This window comes from Tepidicella baoligensis (assembly GCF_013432195.1).
Classification (GTDB): domain Bacteria; phylum Pseudomonadota; class Gammaproteobacteria; order Burkholderiales; family Burkholderiaceae_C; genus Tepidicella; species Tepidicella baoligensis.
Genome location: NZ_JACCDB010000010.1, coordinates 73,854 through 90,541, shown reverse-complemented (window position 1 = coordinate 90,541; position 16,688 = coordinate 73,854). Strand labels below are relative to the sequence as shown.

Sequence of the window (16,688 nt, the reverse complement as noted above, 5' to 3'; positions counted from 1 at the left end):
AATTGAATCAAGAAATTAGAAGAATTTGGACCCCTCGTTTTGCAAGGGGCATCCATTCTTGAGTCGCGATGATCCACTTCATTGACTTGCAGGCCCCTCAACAAAGCTGTCGGTATGGATGTCTTTGGGACTTGCTCCACAGGAGAGGGCGGTTTGTCTGACGGCTTCCACCATACCCGGAGAACCGCAGATGTAGATGATGTGGTTATTCAGGTCATTGAAGCGGCAGGCCAGCGCTTCATCGGCTCTGCCCACAAAGTAGCTGTTTCCATGGCTTGTTGTGGGTACAGTGTTCACTGCAGGCACGAACTGGAAGTCAGGCCAGAACTTCTGCCATTTTTCAACAGCTGACTGCATGTAGAGACCTGAAGGGTCACGCGCCCCCCATATCAATGCCAGCTGTCTTTGTGCTTTCTTTTTGAGCAGTCCATCGAGAATGGATTTGACGGGTGCAAAGCCTGTGCCACCCGCCACGAAAACCACGGGTCTGTTGTCTTGTTCATCTAGATCCACATGGCCATAGGGCAGTTCGATGTCCAGTGTGTCTCCTGGTTTGAGAGTTGAAACCCTGCTGCTGAAATATCCCCCTGGTACATGACGAATATGCAGGGTTACGCCGTCACTTTCATGCGGAGCGTTGGCCATGGAATAGCTCCGGGAACTGCCATCTTCCATGCGGATGAGTAGATACTGCCCTGCACGGAATTTGATCTTTTTGCCAGCGGGTAGCCTCAGTTGCAGCACCGATACATCTGGTGCGGCCAGTTCATTGCGGTAAACCCTGGCGGTGAAGGTTTTGGGGGCACCGTCTTCTGAGCGTTTCCAGCTGGTCGGCTGTATGACCAGGTCGGTGGATGGCTCGCATCCACAGAAAAGAACCTGTCCTTCAGCACAATTGTCGTGGCGGAAGGGGAGTGAGCCATGCGGCTGGATGTTGCCCTCGGTTACGCTGCCGGCACAATTGCCACAGATGCCTTTGCGGCAGGAATAGGGCAGTGAGATGCCAGATTTGAGGGCTGCATCAAGGATGGTCTGTCCAGGTTGACAGACAAAGCTGATGTCCGTGCCTTGAAGTTTGATCTGAAAGCTCATGTGAATATGGTCTGGTTTCCCATTAGCAGTGCCACGGTTCGTAGAACGGCTGTTGGTTCTGCAATCCCCTTGCCTGCAATGTCCATGGCGCTTCCATGACCTACACTCGACAACAGGACATCAGCTCCGATGGAAAGGGCGCTGGCCGCTTTGGGCGACAGCAGTTTGACGGGGATATGCCCCTGGTCATGAAAGATGGCCACGTACAGGTCATGCCTGCGGTCTGCCAGGGCAACGTCTGCACCCATGGGGCCGTCGATGTGGAGGCCATACTCCCGCAGTGTCTTGGCTGCCGGGACGGTGATGTTTTCGTCTTCTGTGCCAAAGAGGGTTCCCTCCGAGGCATGGGGGTTGATGCCAAACAGGGCCACCGAGGGTGTTTCGATGCCCAGCCGCTGACAACCACGTATGCCTGCCTGTGTGGCCTTGATAACCAGTTCCGGTGTAATCCGGTTTAGGGCGTTCTGGATACTTTCATGCAAGGTGGTGTGAACTATCCTCAGGCCACCTCCAACCAGCATCATGAAGACTTCGTCCTCACTGACGTTGCAGACTCTGGCGACCAGGGATGGGTAGCCGCTGAATGGAATGCCTGCCTTGTGTATAGCGGTTTCATGGTGGGGGCAGGCCACCACTGCATCGAACATTCCTTGACGGCAGGCATGGATGGCTGCGGTGGCCGACTCCACAGTGGAAAGACCGGCGTCCGCGTCAATTACCCCTGGTTTGATCTTTCCTGGTAAAGTGCCAGCTTCGACGTGACTGACTTTTCCCAGAAGGTCTTGCAGTCCGCAGATGTTGGCAGCGTGCTCCAGGGCCTGAGCTGGGCCAAACAAGGTGATGTTGGACCTTTGTGGCTCAGGCAGGGCGCTCATGGCTTTCAGGGCAATTTCTGGCCCAATGCCATGAGGATCGCCCAAAGCCAGTGCTATGCGTCGGCTGACAAGTGTATTCACAGTGGGAGGGCCAGCAGGGTATCTACCACTGAGCTGTCACAAACGGCAATGCGCTCGGACAGCAGGAGTTGCCCGTCCTGCCTGATGAACCGGTCCAGATACACCCCGGTCGCGAAAACGTCGGTTTCGCCGGTGTGCATGATCCTAGCCACCATGAAAGGGGTTCGTGCTTGCGCTGTGCTGTCCGAGGCTTCTGTGATCAGGGGAATGCCGATTAGGTGCCGGTAGGTGTGCCTTTCGTAGATATTGGCTTCCCGAAGGGCGGAAACTCGGTCTGTCAGCATGTCCCGCGTATCCGCCCAAACCAGCCCTGCTGCCAGTCCCGCGCGATAGTTCTCGATGCTGGTCACCCGGTAGTTACACTCGGCTGTGAAGAAGCTGGGCCACCGCTCCAGATCATCGCTGTCAATTGCATCGGCGTAGGCGGCATTGAAGACCGCGATTTGAAGGAGGTCAATCATGGGCTGCCTCCATGTGATGGCGGTAAGCTTTCCAGAAACCACGAATTGAAGTTTCCGTGGCCCGGCCTTCACTGGAGCCAACGGCATCTCCGCCCATCTCGACCACGGCATCCAGGTCGCTGGCGCCGGCTATGCCACGCTGGACAAAACCGCCGACAGCACCGTCTTCCATGGAAATGAACCCAGCCGGCCCGACCAGATTCAACTGTTTCAGCCTGATCTTGCGTTGTTCGGGGGTGTCATCGGCATAACCCAAATAGGTCCAGTTCAGCTCGCTCTTCTCGATGCCTTTGGGTAGAAGTTGACGTATGGCTATGCAGTTTTGGATTTGCTGAACCACCAGACCGGGGAACACGGAGAGGATTTGCAGGGTGATGCCATCGTCGTACTCATGAAAGCCAGACAGCAGACTGGGATCTTTGAGGCGGTACCTTTCATTGTCAGATCGCAGAGCCTGTTCTTTGTATGAGTCGTCTTTGGCTGCAGGATCAATCATGGAGTAGCTGACATGGTGCCCTCCCGAACTGTCGACGATCACGCCGCCTTTCTGGGACAAACGGTTGATTTCAAAGGTGGTAAAGAAGGTATGCAGCAGACTGGCGTGATAGCTGTCCTTCACATTTTCAAAGTAAAGCTTCCAGTTGTTGGGCAGTGCCTGGGTAAAGCGACCTATGACTTCCACTGGTTTGTGCAGCACCCGTTCAATGCGGGCTGCAATTTCTTCACCTAGGTACTCCTCGATGTCGGGGACATCGTCAGAGAAACTGCCAAAAACCAGCCCGCAGAAGGTAGTTGTCCTCAACCTTCGAGGGCTGTGCTCTTCCTTGCAGAAGGTGGGAGGCATTCCTCCTTGCCCTTTGACGCCCTGCTCAAAAGCCACCCCGGTCAGCTCTCCCTGGAGGTTGTAGCTCCATGCGTGGTAGACACACTGAAAGCTTTCCACCTTTCCGGACTTCTCCAGCGCGATCAACGCGCCCCGGTGGGCGCAGCGGTTTTCAAAAGCGTAGATTTCTTCATCTTCACCGCGAACCACCACCACTGGGGTTTCCCCAACAAAGGTGGTGCGGTAACTGCCAGTTTCTGGCAGTTCGACTTCCAGGCAGAGGTAGTTCCAGACTGCACCTCTGAAGATGCGTTCCTGCTCTTGCTGGTGGGTGAGGCTGTCCCCGTAGATCGCGTAAGGAATGCGAGTGTTGTCTCGCCGCTTCCATTGAATGGTCTGTGTTTGCATGTTTGGCCTTATTCCAATGTCACCTTGGCTGTTTGAATAACTTTTTTCCATTTTTCAGACTCGGCTCTGATGAACTGTCCAGTGCGCTCTGGCGACCAGCCCGCTGGTTCAGTGCCCTGTTCTTCAAACCGTTGTCTTACCTCGGGGGAAGACAGGGCTTCGGCAATCTGGGACTGAAGCCTTGCTGCCGCTGCAGCAGGTGTTCCGGGAGGCGCTACAACCGAGAAGAAGGTTACGGCCTGCATGTTGGGCAGGCCCTGTTCGGCAAAAGTGGGAATGTCGGGCAGGATTTTGGACCTTTTCTCACCTGCGACAGCAAAGATGCGGATGCTGTTGGAGTTGTGATGGGGCGCAGACGAGCTGATGTTGTCGAAAAAGACGTCCACGTTTCCAGCAATCAGGTCCACCAGTGCGGGTGCTGTGCCCCTGTATGGAATATGGATCATTTCAGTGCCTGTGAGCTGCATGAACAGGGCCGCAGTCAGGTGGGAGGTGGAGCCGTTACCCTGCGATGCCACACTGACTTTGCCTGGATTGGCTTTCAGGTAGGCAATGAGTTCCTGCAGGTTCTTGACCGGCAGCTTGTTGCTGACACCCAGGATGTTGGGCGCTGTGGCCAGAACAGTGACTGGAACCCACTGGGTGGGATCAAAAGACAGTTTGCTGTATAGATGGTGGTTCACTGCTATCGGGCCAGGTGGCGAAGCCAGTACGGTCAGACCATCAGGTTCAGATCGGAATACTCGCTCTGCACCAATGTTGCCGCCAGCACCCGGCCTGTTGTCCACCACGACCCCGCCTGCATAGTGGGCACGTATTTTTTCCGCTACGATTCGTGGCAAGATGTCTGCGGTGCCTCCCGCCGGAAAGGGAACGATAAAGCGTAGGGTATTGCCGCTTTGTGCCCATACGCTCCCGCCCATCAAGGTCAAGGCCGCGCCTTGAATGACGGTACGACGACGGATGGATGTTGGGTTCATGCATGTCTCCTGTGTTGTTGGAAGACGGATTATTGGAAGCAATCAAGTGCCCCTTCAAGCAATATTTGCGCAATGCGCAAAATTTAGGGTAAACCTTGAGTCATGAGTCATATGAGTCATGAGCGCGACAGAGACTCGGTGGTTTCCTTGCGCAAGGGACTTCAGGTACTGACCTCTTTTAGCAGGCAGTACCCGAGATTGACCATTACCGATGTGGCCCGGCTGACGGGTTTAAGTGCTGCATCTGCTCGTCGCTCACTGTTGACCCTGTACGATTTGGGTTACCTTCATGGGGATGGCAAATTCTTCTGGATGTCACCCAAAACATTGCTGGTGGCGAACGCCTTTATTGCTTCCAGGCCATTGCCAGCCATAGCCCAGCCACTGCTGGATGCTCTATCTGAAAGGACCAGGGAGTCGGCATCACTGGGGCAGTTGCTGGATCACGATGCCATCATCGTAGCCCGATCCACTGCGAGGCGCAGTTTGAGCATTGGCCTGGGCATAGGGTCCCGGCTACCGGGCTACTGCTCTGCGATAGGTCGTGTCTTGCTGTCCAGTCTGCCAATGGCAGAGGCTGAAGCCAAGTTGCTGTCAATGGACAGAAGAGCACTGACACGCAATACGATCACAGATTTGACCCAGATCATGGACTTGCTGGAGCGGTGCCGAGAAGTAGGGTGGGCAGAAAGTGATGAAGAGATTGAGATGGGGGTCCGCTCTATGGCTGTGCCTGTCCGCGACAGGTCAGGCAATGTAGTGGCTGCCATGAGCATTGCTGTCAGGGCCGAGCGGATGAGTATGGCTGAATTCCAGCGGTCTTTTATAGGACAGCTGACGCGGGCCCAGAAAACGCTGGAAGCCAGTCTGTTTCCGGTTTCAGCTGAAAAGTAGCGCGGGCAGAGCCTGTGCTCTTCAGCAGATCGTTACAATCCCCACATTCGGCTGGTTCTATTCAATGTCTTGCCCAGTATCAATCTTGGTCTTCCTGGATGTTGGTAAATCATCTGAGCCAAAAGTTGGTAAGATTTCAGGCTATCCACCAAATTGTTCGCCTCGGGTGGTAGAAAGTTGGTAGAGGGTGTAAGGTGTTGATTTCTAAGGAAGTGCGATACTCTTGATACTCTTACAAGGCGTAGGTCGGCGGTTCGAACCCGTCAGCACCCACCACCCCCATGAAAGGCGAACACGGGTTCGCCTTTTCTGTTTCAGGCTGCGCACACATGTTTGATTTCTTCCGCAACAACATCAAGTTCCTCATGGGCTTCCTGATGTTGCTGATCATCCCGGCTTTCGTGCTGTTCGGTGTCGAGGGTTACAGCAATCTGCGTGAAGGCCGCGATGTGGTCGCCAAGGTGGGCCGCATCGAGATCACACGCCAGGAGTGGGATTTCGCCCACCGCCAGGAGGTGGATCGTCTGGTGGCCTCCATGCCTGGCATCGATCGCAGCCTGCTCGACAACGAGGCCAGCCGCTTCGACACCCTGGAGCGCCTGATCAACGAGCGCCTGCTCGCTCTGGCGTCTGCCGAGGGCCTCTACCTGACCACGGATCAGCGTCTGGCGCGCGAACTCACCCAGGACCCGAGCATCGCAGCATTGCGCCGGCCCGATGGTAGTTTGGATGTGGATCGCTACCAGCAACTGCTGCGCGCCCAGGGCATGACCGCCGAAATGTTCGAGGCCAACGTTCGCGCCGACTTGGCCCGCCGGCAGGTCATTGACGGATTGACTCAAAGCGCCTTTCTCACCCCTGCCGTGGCTGACCAGGCATTGCGGGCATTCTTCGAGCGCCGTGAAGTGCAGGTTGCACATTTCAGACCACAGGACTTCCGGGCGGCGATCGAGGTATCCGACGCGGATCTGCAAGCGTTCTACGAGCAAAACCCCCAACTGTTCCAGTCACCCGAGCAGGTGGATGTCGAATATCTGGTGCTGGACCTCGACGCGGTGTCTGCCCGTATTCAACTCAGTGAGTCCGATCTGCGGGCCTACCATGAGCAGAACATTGCCAACCTGGCTCTGCAGGAGCAGCGCCGTGCGCGTCACATCCTGCTGACGGTGGAACCGGGCGCGGACGCCGAAACCAAGGCCGCGGTGCGCCGCGAAGCACAAGCCTTGCTGGCCGAATTGCGGGCCCATCCGGATCGTTTTGCCGAGCTGGCCCGTACCCGGTCGCAGGATCCCGGGTCGGCTGCGCAGGGCGGGGACCTGGATTTCTTTGCCCGTGGCGCCATGGTCAAACCGTTCGAGGACGTCGTCTTCGCACTGGAGCGCCATGCCATTTCCGACGTGGTGGAAACCGAGTTTGGCTTTCACATCATCCAAGTGACCGACATTCGGCGTCCGCAACCCGAGTCTTTCGAGGCTGCGCGTCCCCGCTTGGAACGGGAGTTGCGCCAGCAACAAGCTCAACGGCGCTTTGCCGAGGCAGCAGAGGATTTCAGCAACCTCGTTTATGAACAAGCCGACACGTTCGTGCCCGCTGCCGAAGCCTTGGGTCTGACCATACGCCGTGCCAATGGCGTGTTGCGTACCGGTCCGCTGGATGCCGGCCGCGACGCCGCGTTGGCCAACCAACGCGTGCTGCAGGCTGTGTTTTCGCCCGAATCGCTGCGCCAGAAGCGCAACACCGAAGCGGTGGAGATCGGCGCCAACCGGCTGGTATCGGCCCGCGTGCTGGAGCACCGGCCGGCGCACCTGCAGCCTTTCGAGGATGTGAAAGCCGAGGTGCGCGAACGCCTGGTGCAACAGCGTGCCCTGGAAGCCGCCCGGCAGCAGGCCAGGGATCAACTCGTGGCCTGGCAGGCCGGAGCGCAGCCGCGCCTGCAAGCCCCACGGATCGTTTCCCGTATCGACGACCAGGGCCTGCCCGGACCGGCGCTCGGAGCGGCGTTGAGCGTGCCGGCCGGACCGTCCACGGCGGCCTGGACGTCGGCGGACCTGGGTGCAGAGGGTGTGATGGTCATCCGCGTCAATCGCGTGCTGGAACGCGAAACCCCCGACCCGGTGCGCGCCTCCCTGGAACGCAACCAACTGGCCCAACTGTGGGGTCAGGCGGAAGCCCAGGCGTATATTCAGTCTTTGCGTGCCCGCTTCAAAGTGCAGGTTCTAGCCAAGCGTGGGGAAGCCTCGTAAAAAACCGAGGCTTTTCTGGGCCGGTACATCAATAGGCTTGGGATACGGGATATAATTAAAGGCTACGGTGGCTGTAGCTCAGTTGGTAGAGTCCAGGATTGTGATTCCTGTTGTCGTGGGTTCGAGTCCCATCAGCCACCCCATCATTTCCCTTCAAAATCAAGGCCCTGTGGGCCTTGATTCGTTTTTGGTGATAGGCAAAGCGGATAAGCGCCTGCTGGGTGCTTGACCTGCGGCACTCGTCCCTGTGCTGTGTGTTCGGAAGACCGTCGGCATATGGTCAAGTGCCCAAGTCAGTTGGCCGGGTCATGGGATGTGGCAAAAAAAAGCCAAGAAAAACCCGCCATGCGTCTGTTCCGCACCTCTGTGGACCCCTGGTCAGGATCACCGATGCCGCTGGCGATCGCCGAGCCAATCGACATCTTCCATGCTCAACTGTTCTGGATCCAGTGTGGGCGGTGGCGTTCTGGGCTGGAAGTGCAGCGCTTGGGCCACCCAGGGGCCGCTTGACATAGCCGGACCGGGCACGACCAGTTGCTGCTGGATCATGAAAAGCGCCAAGGTGGCGAACATCAGGTGATTCAACAGCCGCATGGGCGCGGTGGCCTCCTTGCGGGAGCGCTGGCGCAGGGTTGGCATGTGTCGCATGGGGGCCTTTCCAATAAGGCTTGCATGGTATCCCGATGGCTTTGCCCGATCAAGTGCCGGGATATGAGCCGGGATATGAGCAAAGCGGGAGCGGGCAAAGCGGCCCCATCCAGATTGCTGCAAGCGGTTGTGCTGTTCGGGCAGGCTCGGCGTACAGTTAACCCATCGTCACTCGACCGTTTGTCATGACCCAAGCTTCAGCTACACACGACCCCGCCTACATCCAGCAATGGATGGACGAGCACCGCATCACCGAGGTGGAATGCCTGATTCCCGACATGGCGGGCCAGGCGCGCGGCAAGATCGTGCCCCGCCACAAGTACAACCCGGCCGTGGGCCTGCGCCTGCCCGAGGCGGTGCTCACCATGACGGTGACCGGCGACTATCCCGAAAAGGATTTCACCTCGGTGGCCGATGGCGACATGGTGCTCACCCCCGACGCCACCACGCTGCGGCCGGTGCCCTGGGCCAAGGAGCCGACGGCCCAGATCATCCACGACTGCTACCGTTTCGACGGCACGGAAACCCCTTTGTCACCCCGCGGCGTGTTGCGCCGCATGATCCGCCTGTACGAGGCCGAAGGCTGGAAGCCGATCATCGCGCCGGAAATGGAGTTCTATCTGGTCCAGATCGAACCCGATGAGGACATTCCTCTCAAGCCCCCGGTGGGTCGCACGCGCCGCACCGAGGCTGGCATGCAGAGCTTTTCCATCGATTCGGTGAACGAGTACGATGACATTTTTGACGTGATGTACGACTGGTGCGAAGCCCAGGGCATCCAGCTCGACACGCTGATCCACGAAATGGGCACGGCGCAGATGGAGATCAACCTCGACCACGGCGATCCGTTGCCGCTGGCCGACCAGGTGTTCCTGTTCAAGCGCACGGTGCGCGAGGTGGCGATTCGGCACAATATGTATGCAACCTTCATGGCCAAGCCCATGCAAGGGCAACCTGGCAGCGCCATGCACATTCACCAGAGCGTGCTGTCCACGGCAACCGGTCAGAACCTCTTCAGCCGTCCGGACGGCGAGGCTTCCGACGAGTTTTTCCATTTCATTGGCGGCTTGCAGACCTATTTGCCGGCCGCCACGGCGGTCTTTGCGCCCTATGTGAACTCGTACCGCCGCCTGTCGCGCTTCACGTCAGCTCCGATCAACCTGAGCTGGGGTTACGACAACCGCACCTGCGGCCTGCGCGTCCCCCACTCGGGTCCGGAGGCGCGGCGCGTGGAAAACCGGCTGGCGGGGGTGGATGTGAACCCCTATCTGGCGATTGCGGTGAGCCTGGCCTGTGGCTACCTGGGCATGAAGCAGCGCATCCGGCCTTCTGAGCCAACCACGGGCAGCGCCTACGAGCAGCCGCACCAGCTGCCGCGCCACCTGGACGACGCCATCGAACGCCTGACGGCCTGCCAACCCCTGGCCGAGCTGTTTGGTGAGCACTTCCTGCAAACCTACAGCGCTATCAAGGCGGCGGAATACCAGGAGTATTTCGACGTGGTCAGCCCCTGGGAGCGGCGCTTCCTGTTGCTGCACGTGTGAGTGCAAGCGCCCGCCTTGGTACTCAACGGGCGGGTCTGAGCCAGGCGAGTCCCACACTCACCACGGTCGATGCCACCAGAGCCCCGAGGAAGGGCGCGAGGGTGGGGATGCTCTGGGGGAAGCTGGCCGCCAGCAGACCACCTGCCAGCGAACCCGTCTGCACCCAGCCGGGCAGCACGGCGCCGATCAGGCCGGCCACGCAGCCCGCCACGGCGGCCGCCGGCGTCATGCGGTTCCACAGCCCCTGCAGCACCGGCACCACGGCCGTGGCACACAGCAGATCGGCAATCAGGAACAGGCGCAACACCGACAACCCCTGCAGTGCCACCAGCACCACAGGCACCATCAGAATCACCGTGACCCAGCGCGCCGCCGTCAGGGAAAAACCACGGCGGCTGGTGACCACCAGCGAGGCAATGCCGTTCTGCAAGGTGTCCACCGACGAGGCGACCAGCGCCAGCGCCAGCAGCAGCGCCGGCAGGGCCAGCCACCCCGGCGCGTCGGCCAGCAGGGCAAAGAAGGGAATGGGCGGCTGGCCCAGGTTCTTGCCCGAAGCGGCCGCGAGGATGCCCAGCCCGCCCACCACGATCACCACCAGCACGGTGGCCACGCCACCCAGCCAGGCACCGTGGTGCAAGGCCTGGTCGCTTTCCGCCGCCCATACCCGCTGCCAGTAGCCTTGGTGAAAGAGGTTGGCGGCCGTCACGGCGATCACCAGCGTCAGAGCCACCGACAGCGATACCCCGATGGGTGCGGCGGGTAGGGGGTGCTCGAAAGCGCCAGCCGGCAGGGAGGGGACGGCCACACCGGCGACGATCACCAGCAGGCCCACCAGCAACCAGGCCTGCCAGCGGTCGGTGGCCAGGCTGGCGCGCAGGCCGCCCCAAGCGGTGTAGATGAGGGTGGTGATGGCCACGCCTACCACCGTCCAACTGCCCGGTATGTCGGACAGCATGGCCGTGATGGCCCCGATGGCCGTGAGTTCAGCCGTGATGAAACACAGCATGTACAGCACCGACATGGCCGACACCCAGTGGCGCAGGCCGGTGCCGAAACGTGCCTGGGCGTATTCGCTGATGCTTCGGCCTTGCGGCAATCGGCGCCGGATGGCCGGGCCGCACCAGGCCAGCAGCAGGAAGGGCAGGGCTGCGCCCGCTGCATAACCCGCCACGGCCACGGGGCCCACGAAAGCCCCCACCTCTGGCGGGGCAAACAGAATCCAGGCGCCCATACCCGACGCCAGGAACGACAGCCCGAGGGTGGTGGCCCCCTGCGAGTTGCGGGCCGTGAGGTACTGGTCGAGATCAGCGTGTGGGGTGCGTGCCCGCAGGCCGACCCAGACGAACAACAGGAGTGCCGCTCCCAGGGCGGCCAAAGTGGCGTAAGCCATGTCGCGCTTCCTCCGCCGGCATGAACCGGATCAGGTTCCAGGGTCTGCGCGGGTTGGACGCACTCTCAGCCCCTGACGGGACTCCCCTGGCGACTGTTGAACACATGGTGTGGCAGCGAGTTTAGCGCGAATTCACCAGCACCAGCTTGCCCTTGACCTGACGGCTGCCCATCAGCGCATAGGCCTGAGGCAGTTCGTTCATGGGCAGGGTGCGGTCGATCACGGGTTTGATCTTGCCTTGCAGGTACCACTGCGCCAGGGTTTGCATCATCGCGGCATTCGCCTGGGGCTCGCGCTTGGCGAAATCGCCCCAGAACACGCCCACGATGGAAGCTCCCTTGAGCAACGGCAGGTTCAGCGGCAGGCTGGGAATCGGTCCGGAGGCGAAACCGATCACCAGATAGCGCCCCCGCCACGCGATGGAGCGGAAAGCCGGTTCGGCAAAATCGCCGCCGACCGGGTCGTAAATGACATCCGGGCCCTTGCCGCCCGTGGCCTGCTTGATCGCTTCACGCAGCGTACCGGCGGGCGTGTGCTCGCTGTAGTTGATGGTGGCGTGCGCCCCGACTTCGCGGCACAACGCGCATTTCTCATCATTGGAGGCGGCAGCAATCACATGGGCACCGGCTTGCCGCGCGATCTGGATCGCTGCTGTGCCCACGCCGCCTGCACCGCCGAGCACGAGCACGGTTTCCCCCGCCTTGAGGGCCGCGCGGTCGATGAGGGCATGGTAGGAGGTGGCGTAGGTCATGATGAAGGCGGCCGCGTCCACCAGGTCGAACCCGGGGGGCAGGGGCATGCACAGTGCGGCCGGTGCCAATGTGTGGGTGCCGAACCCTCCGGTGCCGCTCAGGCAGGCCACGGGCTGCCCAGGTTTGAGGTGGGTCACCTCGCTGCCCACGGCTTGCACCACACCGGCGTACTCCGCGCCGGGCACAAACGGCAGCGGGGGCTTGATCTGATACTTGTTCTGGACGATCAGCAGGTCGGGAAAGTTGAGGCTGGCCGCGTGGATCTCGATCAGCACGTCTTGGGGGCCAGGTTGCGGAGTCGGCAACTCCTTCCAGGTCAGGGCGTCCACGCCCACGGGGTTTTCGCACAGCCAGGCTTGCATGCAGGTCTCCTTGTCGGTCTCGTACCATGCTGGATCATAGGGACGACGACCATGCCGGGCCAGTTTCGCTTGTCCCTGTGGCGACGCCCTACAATCCCATCCAATGAAGATTCTTCTGTCCAACGACGACGGCTATCAGGCCCCGGGCATTCGGGCGCTGTACGAAGCCCTGAGCGAGATTGCCGAAGTCGAGGTGGTGGCCCCCGAGCACAACAACAGCGCGAAATCCAACGCGCTCACGTTGCATTCGCCGCTGTATGTGCGCACCGCCCCCGACGGGTTTCGCTACGTCAACGGCACGCCGGCGGATTGTGTGCACATCGCGCTCACGGGCTTGCTGGGCTATACCCCCGATTTGGTGGTGTCTGGCATCAACAACGGCGCCAATATGGGCGATGACACCATCTATTCCGGTACCGTGGGCGCGGCCATGGAGGGCTACCTGTTCGGGGTACCGGCGATCGCGTTTTCTCAAACCGAAAAGGGCTGGCGTCATCTGGACGCCGCTGCCGCCAAGGCACAGGAACTGGTGCGTTTCCTGATGCCCTCGATCGAGGCCCACCGCCTCGCCAGCGTGGGTGGGCACCATGAACCATGGTTGCTCAATGTGAACATGCCCTGCGTGCCCCTGGCGCAAATGCAAGGCTTCAAAGTGGCCCGGCTCGGGCGTCGTCACGCTGCGGAGCCCGTCATCACCCAGGTGAACCCGCGCGGTGAAACCATGTACTGGATTGGCGCGGCCGGCCCCGCCAAGGATGACGCCGAAGGGACGGATTTCCACGCCACCGCGCAGGGGTTCGTTTCGATCACGCCCTTGCAGATCGACCTGACAGACCATTCCCGGTTGGCGTACTGGGCGCAGTCGGCGGCCCATTTGTCTGCTCAGCAGCCAATAGCAGCCGAACCGTTGGACATGCAGCGCCCCATGGAGCATCAGTCGAGGTGAGCCGGCCCCGTTCTCCCGCCACATCCCCACCGGCGACGCCCGAATCCAAGGAGCGCCCAGGTTTTCCCGTCCGTCTGCCGGGCTGGGCGGCCACATCTGCGGGGGCACAGGGTGGTGGCGTACGGGGAGGCGCTGCGCGGTCCGTTTCGACGGGCAGAGCGCCAGCCATTGCGCCCGCACCAGTCACGGGTGCGGGCATGGATTCCCGTGCGGTGCGCGAAGCCATGGTCCACAAGCTGGTGGCGCGGGGCTTGCAGCATCCTGTAGTGCAGCAGGCATTTTTGGCGATCGAGCGGCACCGCTTCGTCGATTCCGGGCTTGTGGCCCAAGCCTATGAGGACACCAGCCTGCCTATCGGCTGGGGGCAGACCATCTCCAAGCCCAGTGTGGTGGCGCGGATGCTGGAACTGCTGTGTGATGGCCATACAGGCCGCTTGGGGCGTGTGCTCGAGATTGGCACTGGCTGTGGTTACCAGGCGGCTCTGCTGAGTCACCTGTGTCGCGAGGTGTACAGCATGGAGCGCGTCAAAGGCCTGCACGAGCGGGCGCGGGAAAATCTGCGACCCTTGCGCCTGCCCAACGTGCATTTGATCTTTGGCGACGGTATGTCGGGTTTCCCTTCCGGTGCGCCCTATGCGGGCATCGTGGCAGCAGCAGGAGGGCGGGACCTTCCGACCGCTTGGCTGGAGCAGCTCGCGGTGGGGGCGCGGCTGGTGGCGCCTGCGGAACTCGTACCTGGGCAGCAAAGTCTGGTGGTGGTGGAACGCACCCCGAGCGGATATGTGAAGAACGTGTTGGAAGCCGTTCTGTTTGTCCCTCTAAAATCGGGGGTGGCCTGACCGCCGTGGGCGCGTTGGGCTTTTTGATTTTGACGAGGTATTGCATGGAACCGATGGAGTCCCGTGGGAGGACAGGCGCTTGGGGCCTGATGCTGTTGCTGTCTGCGCTGATGCTGGCGGGTTGTGCCGCTCCTCGCCAACCCGCTCAGCGGGCGCCGGTGGTGGACCGTTCCCCGGTACCGGCCACCACGGCAGCGACCACCCCGCTGCCTCCAGGCGCTGAGAATGCCGGTAAACCTGGATACTACACGGTACGCCCTGGTGACACATTGATCCGGATTGGCTTGGAAACCGGTCAGAACTGGCGCGACATTCAGGCCTGGAACGGCCTCGTCAACCCGAATGTGATCGAGGTTGGCCAAGTGCTGCGCGTGGCGCCGCCTGAGCCCGTTGCGGTGGCTGCCCCGGCGCCTGAACAGGGCACGGCGGCTCAGCCGGTGCCGATGTCCAACGCGCAGGGGCGTCCTTTGACCGAGTCCTCGACGACCACTGCTGCTGCCTCGCCTGCGCCTGCCGCCGCACCCACCCGGGTGCCTGCGACCGAGGAAATCCGCTTCATCTGGCCTGCCAACGGTCCCGTGATCGATGCCTTCGACGAAGCGCGCAACAAGGGCGTCGGCATCGGGGGGCGTGCGGGCGATCCGGTGGTGGCGGCGGCCGATGGGCGGGTGGTCTATGCCGGTGCCGGCCTGCGCGGCTATGGCAACCTGATCATCCTCAAGCACAACAACACCTACCTTACCGCTTACGCCCACAACCAGGCTTTGCTGGTCCGCGAAGACCAAAACGTGCGCCAGGGTCAGAAGATCGCCGAAATGGGCAGCAGCGATACAGACCGGGTGAAGCTGCATTTCGAGGTGCGTCGGCAGGGCAAGCCCGTCGATCCCCTCAACCACCTCCCGCGCCGTTGATGGCACCGGCCGAGGCAACGGAGGCCGTCGTCGAGACGGGCCGACTGCCCGGGTGGCTGGAAGTCACCTCGATGGACCTGGAGGCCCAGGGCGTGGCCCGCCGCCCGGACGGCAAGGTGGTGTTCATCGATGGTGCCTTGCCCACCGAGTGGGTGAGTGCCCAGACACAGCGCCGCAAGAACCAGTGGGAACAGGCCGTCCTGACCGACATTCATCGGGAATCGGCCTTGAGGGTGGCGCCCCGTTGCCCGCATTTCGGCCTGCATGCGGGGGCTTGTGGCGGTTGCAAGATGCAGCACCTGGACGCGGGTGCGCAGGTGGCCGTCAAACAACGGGTGTTGGAGGACAACCTCTGGCATCTGGCCAAGGTACGGCCCGAGTCGGTGCTCCGGCCTGTTCAAGGTCCGGCCTGGGGGTACCGCTATCGGGCGCGGTTGTCGGTGCGCTACGTGCAGAAGAAAGGCGAAGTGCTGATCGGGTTTCACGAACGCAAGAGCCGCTATGTGGCCGACATGCGCGAGTGCGCCGTGCTGCCGCCTCATGTGAGCCGCCTGCTGCTGCCCTTGCGGGCACTCATCCATGGCATGGATGCCCGCGAAACCTGTCCGCAGATCGAACTCGCGGTGGGCGATGAAGTGACCGCGCTGGTGCTGCGCCATCTGGAGCCGCTGAGCGCCTCTGACCTGCAACGTTTGCGGGACTTTGCCGCCGCCCGGCGAGAGGAAGGCGTTTGTCTGCAATGGTGGTTGCAGCCCAAGGGACCCGATACCGTACACCCGCTCGACCCCGAAGCCGATGAGCCCCTGTTGGCCTATGCTCTGCCCGAATTCGGCATACGCATGCCGTTCAAGCCGACCGATTTCACCCAGGTCAACCCCCATATCAATCGGGTGCTGGTGGCCAAAGCGGTGCGCCTGCTGGACGTGCACCGCGACGAGCGCGTGATCGACTGGTTCTGTGGTCTGGGCAACTTCACGTTGCCGCTGGCCACTCAAGCCCGTGAGGTGCTGGGTATCGAAGGCAGTGAAGCCTTGGTGGCGCGGTCACGGGAAAACCTTGATCGCCACCTGGCTTTAGGGCATGGGCTGGCCCCCACCCGTTTCGAGGCGCGCAACCTGTTCGAGATGACCCCGCAGATGCTGGTGGCCGACGGCTATGCCGACAAGTGGCTGGTCGATCCGCCCCGAGAAGGGGCTTTCGCCCTGGTCAAGGCGTTGGCCGACTTGCATCAGGCTCACCTGGCCGGCCAGCGCTCACCCACGGGATGGCAGCCACCGCGTCGCATCGTCTATGTGAGTTGCAATCCCGCGACGTTGGCGCGCGATGCCGGACTGATCGTCCATCAGGCCGGCTACCGTTGTCGTGCGGCGGGTGTGGTCAACATGTTTCCACACACGGCTCACGTGGAAAGCATTGCGGTGTTCGACCGAGACGACTGA

15 protein-coding genes, 1 tRNA gene and 1 riboswitch are annotated in these 16,688 nt (G+C 61.2%); of the genes, 8 read left to right on the top strand and 8 right to left on the bottom strand.

Features of this window, described 5'->3' with window-relative positions; all coding sequences use genetic code 11:
* Window positions 1-78 precede the first annotated feature (78 nt).
* From HZS63_RS10910 to HZS63_RS10890, 5 genes are all read right to left on the bottom strand, one after another.
* Complete coding sequence (locus HZS63_RS10910) at window positions 79-1,092, bottom strand: 2Fe-2S iron-sulfur cluster-binding protein (protein ID WP_180684062.1); 1,014 nt, start codon at window positions 1,090-1,092, stop codon at window positions 79-81.
* The gene (locus HZS63_RS10905; RefSeq protein ID WP_180684061.1) at window positions 1,089-1,967 is read right to left on the bottom strand and encodes a PdxA family dehydrogenase; all 879 of its coding nucleotides are present in this window, start codon (window positions 1,965-1,967) and stop codon (window positions 1,089-1,091) included. Before HZS63_RS10905 ends, HZS63_RS10910 begins: the two co-directional genes overlap by 4 nt.
* Before the next feature lie 77 nt (window positions 1,968-2,044).
* Window positions 2,045-2,509, bottom strand: a complete 465-nt coding sequence (locus HZS63_RS10900; protein ID WP_180684060.1) for an aromatic-ring-hydroxylating dioxygenase subunit beta — start codon at window positions 2,507-2,509, stop codon at window positions 2,045-2,047.
* Window positions 2,502-3,740, bottom strand: coding sequence for an aromatic ring-hydroxylating dioxygenase subunit alpha (locus HZS63_RS10895; protein WP_180684059.1), 1,239 nt, complete (start codon window positions 3,738-3,740; stop codon window positions 2,502-2,504). Before HZS63_RS10895 ends, HZS63_RS10900 begins: the two co-directional genes overlap by 8 nt.
* An 8-nt stretch (window positions 3,741-3,748) precedes the next feature.
* The gene (locus HZS63_RS10890) at window positions 3,749-4,720 is read right to left on the bottom strand and encodes a Bug family tripartite tricarboxylate transporter substrate binding protein (RefSeq protein ID WP_180684058.1); all 972 of its coding nucleotides are present in this window, start codon (window positions 4,718-4,720) and stop codon (window positions 3,749-3,751) included.
* Window positions 4,721-4,831: 111 nt separating this feature from the next.
* On the opposite strand from HZS63_RS10890, the gene HZS63_RS10885 reads away from it, so the two are divergent.
* The 3 genes from HZS63_RS10885 to HZS63_RS10875 all read left to right on the top strand — a co-directional run bounded on the left by HZS63_RS10885 (window position 4,832) and on the right by HZS63_RS10875 (window position 8,000).
* On the top strand, window positions 4,832-5,614 hold the full coding sequence (locus HZS63_RS10885) for an IclR family transcriptional regulator domain-containing protein (protein ID WP_180684057.1): 783 nt from the start codon (window positions 4,832-4,834) through the stop codon (window positions 5,612-5,614).
* A gap of 329 nt (window positions 5,615-5,943) precedes the next feature.
* Window positions 5,944-7,857 (top strand): SurA N-terminal domain-containing protein, encoded by a 1,914-nt coding sequence (locus tag HZS63_RS10880; protein WP_180684056.1) that lies wholly within the window; start codon window positions 5,944-5,946, stop codon window positions 7,855-7,857.
* Window positions 7,858-7,924: 67 nt separating this feature from the next.
* Window positions 7,925-8,000 (top strand) — tRNA-His (locus HZS63_RS10875).
* A gap of 241 nt (window positions 8,001-8,241) precedes the next feature.
* Here the strand turns inward: HZS63_RS10875 and HZS63_RS10870 are convergent.
* Window positions 8,242-8,505, bottom strand: a complete 264-nt coding sequence (locus HZS63_RS10870) for a hypothetical protein (protein ID WP_180684055.1) — start codon at window positions 8,503-8,505, stop codon at window positions 8,242-8,244.
* A 185-nt stretch (window positions 8,506-8,690) separates the two neighbouring features.
* Here HZS63_RS10870 and HZS63_RS10865 point away from each other — a divergent pair, with 185 nt between their 5' ends.
* Window positions 8,691-10,049 (top strand): glutamine synthetase family protein, encoded by a 1,359-nt coding sequence (locus tag HZS63_RS10865; RefSeq protein ID WP_180684054.1) that lies wholly within the window; start codon window positions 8,691-8,693, stop codon window positions 10,047-10,049.
* A 22-nt stretch (window positions 10,050-10,071) separates the two neighbouring features.
* Here the strand turns inward: HZS63_RS10865 and HZS63_RS10860 are convergent, their stop codons facing one another.
* The gene (locus HZS63_RS10860; protein WP_180684053.1) at window positions 10,072-11,439 is read right to left on the bottom strand and encodes a sodium:solute symporter family transporter; all 1,368 of its coding nucleotides are present in this window, start codon (window positions 11,437-11,439) and stop codon (window positions 10,072-10,074) included.
* A riboswitch (TPP riboswitch) is annotated at window positions 11,429-11,537 on the bottom strand. It overlaps the preceding gene by 11 nt.
* Window positions 11,538-11,560: 23 nt before the next feature.
* The gene (locus HZS63_RS10855; protein WP_180684052.1) at window positions 11,561-12,553 is read right to left on the bottom strand and encodes an NADPH:quinone oxidoreductase family protein; all 993 of its coding nucleotides are present in this window, start codon (window positions 12,551-12,553) and stop codon (window positions 11,561-11,563) included.
* Window positions 12,554-12,656: 103 nt separating this feature from the next.
* Here HZS63_RS10855 and surE point away from each other — a divergent pair, with 103 nt between their 5' ends.
* The 4 genes from surE to rlmD all read left to right on the top strand — a co-directional run bounded on the left by surE (window position 12,657) and on the right by rlmD (window position 16,688).
* Window positions 12,657-13,499, top strand: a complete 843-nt coding sequence (gene surE, locus HZS63_RS10850; protein WP_180684051.1) for a 5'/3'-nucleotidase SurE — start codon at window positions 12,657-12,659, stop codon at window positions 13,497-13,499.
* A gap of 197 nt (window positions 13,500-13,696) precedes the next feature.
* Entirely contained in the window at window positions 13,697-14,338 is a 642-nt protein-coding gene (locus HZS63_RS10845; RefSeq protein ID WP_180684050.1) for a protein-L-isoaspartate(D-aspartate) O-methyltransferase, read from the top strand.
* An 89-nt stretch (window positions 14,339-14,427) separates the two neighbouring features.
* On the top strand, window positions 14,428-15,249 hold the full coding sequence (locus HZS63_RS10840; protein WP_246316304.1) for a peptidoglycan DD-metalloendopeptidase family protein: 822 nt from the start codon (window positions 14,428-14,430) through the stop codon (window positions 15,247-15,249).
* Window positions 15,249-16,688, top strand: coding sequence for a 23S rRNA (uracil(1939)-C(5))-methyltransferase RlmD (rlmD, locus tag HZS63_RS10835; protein WP_180684048.1), 1,440 nt, complete (start codon window positions 15,249-15,251; stop codon window positions 16,686-16,688). Before HZS63_RS10840 ends, rlmD begins: the two co-directional genes overlap by 1 nt.